The sequence below is a fragment of the Vibrio sp. V43_P6S15P86 genome (assembly GCF_009904725.1).
Taxonomy (GTDB): domain Bacteria; phylum Pseudomonadota; class Gammaproteobacteria; order Enterobacterales; family Vibrionaceae; genus Vibrio; species Vibrio diabolicus.
Map to the genome: position 1 here is coordinate 1 of NZ_WXWT01000025.1, position 4,820 is coordinate 4,820.

The 4,820-nt window shown below is 44.6% G+C and carries 5 protein-coding genes; all 5 read right to left on the minus strand.

What is annotated here, in order from left to right; all coding sequences use genetic code 11:
• Positions 1 to 77: 77 nt before the first annotated feature.
• From CAG69_RS01345 to nrfB, 5 genes are read right to left on the minus strand one after another with little or no spacing between them, the layout of a single operon-like run.
• Entirely contained in the window at positions 78 to 611 is a 534-nt protein-coding gene (locus CAG69_RS01345) for a DsbE family thiol:disulfide interchange protein (protein WP_161442338.1), read from the minus strand.
• The gene (locus tag CAG69_RS01350) at positions 589 to 2,493 is read right to left on the minus strand and encodes a heme lyase CcmF/NrfE family subunit (RefSeq protein ID WP_161442340.1); all 1,905 of its coding nucleotides are present in this window, start codon (positions 2,491 to 2,493) and stop codon (positions 589 to 591) included. The genes CAG69_RS01345 and CAG69_RS01350 overlap by 23 nt, the downstream gene beginning before the upstream one ends.
• A gap of 9 nt (positions 2,494 to 2,502) precedes the next feature.
• On the minus strand, positions 2,503 to 3,474 hold the full coding sequence (gene nrfD, locus CAG69_RS01355) for a cytochrome c nitrite reductase subunit NrfD (protein WP_161442342.1): 972 nt from the start codon (positions 3,472 to 3,474) through the stop codon (positions 2,503 to 2,505).
• Positions 3,471 to 4,157, minus strand: coding sequence for a cytochrome c nitrite reductase Fe-S protein (gene nrfC, locus CAG69_RS01360; RefSeq protein WP_047009976.1), 687 nt, complete (start codon positions 4,155 to 4,157; stop codon positions 3,471 to 3,473). The genes nrfD and nrfC overlap by 4 nt, the downstream gene beginning before the upstream one ends.
• 1 nt (position 4,158) lies before the next feature.
• Positions 4,159 to 4,761 carry a cytochrome c nitrite reductase pentaheme subunit gene (nrfB, locus tag CAG69_RS01365; RefSeq protein ID WP_161442344.1) on the minus strand — a complete coding sequence of 201 codons (603 nt, stop codon included), beginning with the start codon at positions 4,759 to 4,761 and terminating at the stop codon, positions 4,159 to 4,161.
• Between the last annotated feature and the right edge of the window lie 59 nt (positions 4,762 to 4,820).

Consider the following 4,820-nt stretch of genomic DNA (forward strand, 5'->3'; position numbering starts at 1 on the left):
CAACATGCTGCGTAATTTGCTCTGCTTTGACCCAAGAAGAACACAAAGAAAACAAAACAATAATGAAGTAAGCATATTTAAAGTGAGACATTAAAATACCCCGAAAATAACGAGTTCCATTTGTCTATTGTTAACTTACCTCTATATTTGATCAAAACATTGCCATTTTGATCAATTAAGTAAGTTTCCGGCGTTCCTATTACACCAAGTTCAACCGCCAGTTGCCCATTAGGATCGGATATAACTTCGGTATATGGATTGTGTGAAGAGCTCAAATAGCGTTTAGCCGCGCTTTCTTTATCTCGATAGTTAAGACCAACGATGGGCACACCTTGTCGAGCTAAGTTGAGCAAATCATCATGTTCTTGTTTACAAACCCCGCACCAAGACGCCCAAACATTCAATAGCATATAACCTTGATTTTCTAGTACTGCATCGGTGATTCGATTGCCTGAAATGAGTGAGTAAGCGGTAAAATCTGGGATAGATAACATACGATTTTGTTGTATTTCTACGTTTGGTCTATCGGATAATGCCATTGTCGCGGTGACAAAAAAAATCGCAACTAGCAATATGAGAACGATCAGTTTAAGCGTATTTTTCGATCTCATTACCTTTTCCCCTTAGATTCATCATACTCCCCAAAGCACTTATTACGATTAAAGCGCCACCAAACCATATCCACCATATGCCCGCGCGATATTGCACTTTAATTGCGTAGGCGCTGTTGTCGAGCTTATCACCCAAAGTGATGTAGTAGTCTCCATGCCATAGTGATCGAATAGCGGGCTCGGTCATATTCATCACGCGTACAGGGTAATGCCGTTTCTCGGGTTGAAAGTTCAGCGCCTTACCGCTCTCCAAATAAAGATCAACACGTCCCTGTTCTGCGGTGTAGTTCGGCCCAACTAACCATTCAATTCCATGATAATCAACGGTGATACCCGCTTTTTGATACGAGCTACCAGGCTCTGCCCGTAAGTTGTATTCATACGAATAGTCACTATTAAATACTGCTCCGCTTGCAGCCAACGCAAAGCCAATATGAGCAAGAAGCATAGGCATTAATTTGCTCTTGTTTTCTGCATAAAACAGCAAAAGCAAATGAGAAACCACTACCCACGTCGCTAATACCAGAGTAATCAAAGTCGTTATATGAAGCTCTTTTGTAGTAAAAACGAAAATAGTACTAACCGCAATAACATGAATACCGACAAACCCAATGGTTTTAACGGCATGAGGATTGGCTCCTTTCGTCCACTTCAACACGGGCATAAAGGCGAGAAAGGTCAGAGCAAGTAATGTAAGGGGAAAAACGAGGCTATTAAAGTAAGGTGCCCCAACGGATATATTACCCAGGCCAAGCAGTTGATAAAGCATTGGGTAAAAGGTACCGAGGAAAACAATCGCCATACAAACAACGAGAAGTCCAATAGCGATGTATACCATGTAGGCACGACTTATTAACGAATCGAGCGTAAAACGAGGAATATGTAGCCCTCGCACAATGAGCACACCAAAGGTGACAACCACCAAAACGCTGAGAACGGCAAGAAGTACTACACCTTTGGTTGGATCAACCGCAAACGCGTGTACTGAGGTTAATACACCCGATCTCACCACAAATGTGCCGATAATACTCAAACTGAACGTCGCAAAAGCCAATGCGTAGGTGCTCCAAATTGCTCCTTTATTACGCTTCGACAACACACCGCTATGCAGTAGTGCGGTACCCATTAACCAAGGCAGCAAAGACGCGTTTTCTACCGGGTCCCAAAACCACCACCCGCCCCAACCTAATTCATTGTATGCCCACCAAGCACCGATCAAAATTCCAATTGTTAGCGTACCCCAAGCAAAGAAAGCGGCACTACGGGCAACACCATACCATTCATTTATAGGTCGTTTCGCTAATAACGCAGCTAAGGCGAACGCCAGTATCGCGGCATAACCAACGTAGCCCAAATATAACAGCGGCGGATGAATAATAAGCCCGATATCTTGCAACATCGGATTGAGATCTCGCCCCTCCAACGCTAGCGTCTGAGCATACTCAAAAGGATTGGACGTGGTGAGGGTAAACCAAGCGAAAATAGCAATAAGTAAGTTCATGATACCCAAGCAATCGCCTGTATATTGAGTACAAACTGGCGACTTGATAGCAATAAAAGAGGCCCATAAGCTCAACGTAACCACCCAAAACAACATAGACCCTTGATGGCCGCCCCAAGCAGCTGCAATCTTAAACGCGATAGGTAACTGGCTGTTCGAGTGTGTAACCACATACTCAAGCGCAAAATTATCCTGAATAAAACAGACTATCAAAAGCGCCAAACAAACTAAGGAGGCTAAGCTGATAATATGAGACGTTGCGGTTTGGTGTGGCAACACTCCCTTCTTCCGCAGCGTAAAGCAAACCCAATGCAGCAGCGTCGCACATGTCGATGCGACAGCCACCAATATCAACAAAAAGAAACCGAGCTCAGCCTCCATTTTGCCTCCTTACACGATGGTCATTTGACCAGCATAGAGAATGAAAGTACGCAGCATGAGTACGCCAACCAAACTCAACGTTGTGACCACAAAAACGTAGCTGCCTTTGTGACGCACTTCTGAAGGCGTCAACCAATTAAGAATCAAAGGCGTTATCATGCCGATGAGCACCACCCCAACCCAGAACCACTGAGCCCAGAACCCACTCGAAATGGCATTCCAAGCCGCGACTTCATTTTGCCCGCCACTAAAGATAAGCCCAGTAAAGAATGTCACTAAGACAAACAGCTCAAACAATACTACTGGGCGTTCAAATCCGTGTACCCAAGACACACTTGGGCTGCTGGTCGACTCTTTAAACACCAAGATGCCGAACATCAAGCATGCTGCTGCGCCAGATGACAGACTAGAGAACAGGAACAAGATTGGCAGTACTGGATTGTTTAGCATTGGGTAAGTCTTCAATGCAGACAATAAAAATCCGGTGTATGCCGCAAGCACGATGGCTAAGAATCCCAAAAACAATTCAATGGCGTTGTTGGCTTTCCCCGCCTTAATTAAAATGCCGTCAGCAAAATCCAACAGTTTGCTTGGTAACTTCCCTTCACAGAAGCTGATGATTTGATGACGGAAGATAACGCCGATCCAAACAAATAGCACTAGCATGTACACTTGGAACAAGACAACGCCCATCGACATCACGGAAGTCGGGTTGTAGTAAATCATGATCTTCCAAAACTCAAGCGGTTTAGTTAAGTGGAAAATCAAAATCACTAAGCCAGAAATAATGCCAAATGGCGCGAGCCAAGCCATTGCTTTTATAATGCCATTGTTTGCGGGATCACCTTCAATCACTTTGCGTTTTAAATAGATAGAAATCATCACCGCACCTGCTGACATCCCAGCGAGGAATAAGTAAATCGCAATAATCCAATCCCAGACTAACGAGTCAAAGTGGAATGCACTTTCGAAGCCGTTCATGATGACACCTCCCCTTTGCTATGCGGAATTTTGTACAGTTTAGGCTGCGTACCTAAATGCGATTTATCGCGATAGACAACATGGCTTTCGATAGCTTTGCTCACCTTGCTAGCTGGGTCATTTAAATCACCAAAGATGAGTGCTTTTGTTGGGCAAGATTCCACGCAAGCTGGCTGCTTACCTTGCGCCAGGTTGGTATCGCGGCAGAAGTTACATTTATCCGCAGAGTGATCGACTGGATTAAAGAAGCGCACTTGGTAAGGGCAAGCAGCAAGGCAATAACCACATCCGACACATTTCTCTTTGTGTACATCCACAATGCCGGTCGCTTCATCTTTGTATGCAGCGCCTGTTGGACAAACGTACACACATGGTGGGTTGTCACAGTGCTGACAGGATTCGCGAGTAAACTGGTATTCCACATCTGGGAATTCGCCAATCGGTTCACTGCGATGAATTTTAAGACGTGTCACGCCCTCAGGGACTTTATTTACTTCGCGACAAGCATCGGTACAAGCGGTACAGCCAATGCAGGCATTTTCATCATGAACCATACCCATGCGCTTCGCTTGTTCACTGTTGCTGGCATAAAGAGAGGAGCTAACAACGGAAGTGCCCGCAACGCCTGTAGTTAAAATCAACGCACCGCTGCTAGCTAAAAAGTTTCTTCTCGAACATTTCATGCTATCTCTCCTCTTCTTTGGCAAGTTCAGGTTCGATGGCAAATTCAGAGTGACAATCCACACACTGCTTAATCAGCTGTTTTCTGTCATAAGACAACGCTTTGGTTTTTGCGGCATGAACATCATGACAGTTTGAACAAGTGAGATTCTTGGCGTGCACATCGTGCGTCCAATGCTTTTCTCTTAACTTAAGTGGCGCGTGACAATCCACACACTGGCTATTAGCTTTGAGAATCAAGCTTGGGTCAAGGGACACTTTGTCGTGCACCGCTTTCGATTGCGCAGCAGAAAACTTAATCACATCGGGTGCACCTTCACGGTGATCAGGGCCGATGTTGCTGTGACAGTTAGTGCAATTGAGCTGCTTACCTTGACTCAATAACGCTTGCGAATCATGCGATAGATTCAGAGTATCTTTAGCATCCTTATGACATTGAAGACATTTATAGTCTCGGTCACGGATCAACTCGACTTGATGACGCTCAGCTTGAGCACCTTCAACTGGCTCTGAAGAAGTCGCATGGGCGGCGGTGAAAAAACCATAGATGGCAAAGATGAAGAGAAATTTCAGCATTGTCTCTATGGTCAATTTTATATTGCCCATATTTTTCTTTCCTTAGCTCGATAATAATTGATAACTCTTATCAACTATTATTTGAGCAA

Coding starts and splice junctions, on each gene's coding strand:
- nrfD (WP_161442342.1), bottom strand. CDS start 3,474: ATGAACGGCTTCGAAAGTGCATTCCACTTTGACTCGTTAGTCTGGGAT.
- nrfC (WP_047009976.1), bottom strand. CDS start 4,157: ATGAAATGTTCGAGAAGAAACTTTTTAGCTAGCAGCGGTGCGTTGATT.
- nrfB (WP_161442344.1), bottom strand. CDS start 4,761: ATGGGCAATATAAAATTGACCATAGAGACAATGCTGAAATTTCTCTTC.
- CAG69_RS01345 (WP_161442338.1), bottom strand. CDS start 611: ATGAGATCGAAAAATACGCTTAAACTGATCGTTCTCATATTGCTAGTT.
- CAG69_RS01350 (WP_161442340.1), bottom strand. CDS start 2,493: ATGGAGGCTGAGCTCGGTTTCTTTTTGTTGATATTGGTGGCTGTCGCA.